The following is a 2,575-nucleotide window of genomic DNA, read 5'->3' as shown; positions in this document are numbered from 1 at the left end:
GTTAGTGGAAGTACAATTCAAGGATACGATCAATCAGGACATTCTGGGTATGATGAATACAAAATACATCATCATGAGGGATGAACAAACGCCCAGGCTGACCGCTGTGTTGAATCCGTCGGCATGTGGCCATGCCTGGTTTGTAGACAACGTAAAATTTGTTCTAAATGCGGACCAGGAAATAGAAGCGATCACAAATTTTTCACCAAAGGCGGAAGCTATCGTTCACCAAGAATTTAGAGAACTCATCAGCAACGTTCCGTTAACGAAAAGACAGCCAAAAGACCGTATTGACTTGGTTAGTTATTCACCAGATCACATGATTTATCAGAGCAACACTCAGTCAGCTAACCTAGCCGTATTTTCTGAAATCTACTACAACAAAGGATGGAAAATGCTTATCGACGGGGTTGAGAAACCCTATTTCAGGGCAAATTATGTATTAAGGGCCGCAAAAATCCCGGCGGGTAACCACAAGGTTGAATTCATCTTTAATCCTGATTCTTACTATACCGGCGAAAAAATTTCATTGGCAGGGTCTTTCTTACTTGTGCTTTTATTAGCAGGCGCGGCATTTGTTAGGTTTAGAAAATTTGACTAAAATGGAGTTTGTGGTTATGGGTTATGGCTATACACCTCAACTGTAACATTTACTGCTTTATCCCATCCAATCCTAAAACCAAAATTTGCTTAGTTTAACAAACATCCACAAGAAATATGGCAGTCATGAGGTACTCAACTTCATGGAGTGGAAAATCGATCGTGGAATCTATTGGTTAAAAGGCGGAAATGGCAGCGGCAAGTCTACCTTATTCAGAATCATTTCCGGGCAAACACCTTTTAAAGGCGAAGTGCAACTGGATGGAATTAACTTAAGAAAAGAACCTATAAACTTCCGGTCTAAAATCAGCTTTGCTGAGGCTGAACCCCAGTACCCCTTATTTATTAAAGGAAAAGAGCTCCTTGATTTTTACGTCGACACCCGGAAAGCGGAGCGCAAACAAGCAGAAGCGCTTGCTGACTATTTTGAAATGACCCCTTTCATGCATAACACCATCGGCAGTTATTCCAGCGGGATGCTAAAGAAACTTTCTTTAATCTGCGCATTCATCAGTGATTCTGATTTATACATCTTAGACGAACCACTGATTACAATTGATAGCGCATCAACGGAAAAGCTGTATATATTGATTAAAGAAAAAGCATCGGAAGGGAAAAGTTTTCTTTTGTCGTCGCACCAGGAAGTAAGCAGCGACAAGCTCAACGTGGATCAGGTGTTTCAAATTATAGATAAACAGATTATACCAATTCATGCTAAGGTTACTCGTTAAAAGTTTAGCAAAGGAGTTTTATCAGCAACATGCAGGTTTTTTCCTGGTGGGAATATACCTCTTGTTTGGAATCGGGGGCCCTGGTCAAGTTATCGGTTATCAAAAGGCGTTATTGTTGGCAGGTATTTCATCTCCAATAGGAATGACGATTGTGTCTTTTTCCTGGTTTCTATATGCGCTAAAAGTCTATTTTTTCATAAATCAAAAACTTGCCCTTACGCAGTTTCAGTTTATAAATGAAACAGGTAAGCTGGCCAGAAACATCCAGTTAAAATTATGGCTTAGTTTATACGCTATCATACTTTTACCAGTTATCATTTATGTTTTTGCACTGGTATGTGTAAGTGTTAATTACCACTTTTTCTATAGCCTCTTTTGCATTATAATTGTTTCCTTTACCTTACTATTTGGCTTATCCTTCCTTTCTTATCAAAAAGTGAATACCGGCTTTCTAACACCAGAAAGACAACGAATCCATACAGGTAATATGATTAAAAGACCTTACTTCAGCTGGCCATTAATTCACCTGGTTAAAGACCAACCCTTAATGCTATTGATGTGCAAACTGTCGTCGTTAGTTTTATTTAAAGCAATGCTTTGGATGTTTGCAGATGTTGGCAATGATACACGTGTATTATTGGTGGCTATACTGGCCTCTGTATTATGCCATGCGGTTTTAGTCTTTACCTTATTAAGGTTCGAAGTAACGTTTCTTAACTTCAGCAAAAGCCTCCCAATCTCTACTTTTAAGCATTTAAGTCACTGGTTTTTGATCTTTGTTACCGTGCTAATCCCCGAGTGGATATTACTTATTATATCATCGCAATACAAGCTACATTCCATTATCCATGGATTTCTGTTTGGCTTGACAAGCTTGTTTTTCCTCTTAACAGTATTATATATAGTGAAATTGAACATGGGTAATTACCTTAAGTGGCTGCTGTTTTATTTCTTTATTGCAATGTGGGCAATCCTTGGACACAAATATTTCTTATTCAGCATCGTGGTCTTGAGCAGTTGCACTATATATTACCTGGCAAGCTTTCATAAAACGGACCTGCAAGCCTGGAGGTAACAAACACTAAGAGGCTATTCGATGACAGCGAGAAATCCCATAAAAAAAGCGGGTGATCAATTAATGACCACCCGCATCGTATTATATGTTATATACTTATTTAGATAAGTACATTGATTTGTCTTTATATAACTTTCTGAAATAAGGATCTTCCAGATCTTTAATAAAA

Annotated in this window: 3 protein-coding genes; all 3 read left to right on the top strand. The window is 38.3% G+C overall.

The window, feature by feature from the left end; translation table 11 throughout:
* A partial coding sequence (locus ACR2F3_RS03060) for a YfhO family protein (RefSeq protein ID WP_432708511.1) occupies nucleotides 1-601 on the top strand: 601 nt, incomplete at its 5' end.
* 85 nt (nucleotides 602-686) lie between these two features.
* On the top strand, nucleotides 687-1,331 hold the full coding sequence (locus ACR2F3_RS03055; protein WP_432708510.1) for an ABC transporter ATP-binding protein: 645 nt from the start codon (nucleotides 687-689) through the stop codon (nucleotides 1,329-1,331).
* On the top strand, nucleotides 1,312-2,406 hold the full coding sequence (locus ACR2F3_RS03050) for a hypothetical protein (RefSeq protein ID WP_432708509.1): 1,095 nt from the start codon (nucleotides 1,312-1,314) through the stop codon (nucleotides 2,404-2,406). Before ACR2F3_RS03055 ends, ACR2F3_RS03050 begins: the two co-directional genes overlap by 20 nt.
* Nucleotides 2,407-2,575 lie beyond the last annotated feature (169 nt).

The sequence above is a fragment of the Pedobacter sp. genome, assembly GCF_045627485.1.
Lineage (GTDB): Bacteria > Bacteroidota > Bacteroidia > Sphingobacteriales > Sphingobacteriaceae > Pedobacter.
This window is presented reverse-complemented; position numbering and strand designations above follow the sequence as displayed.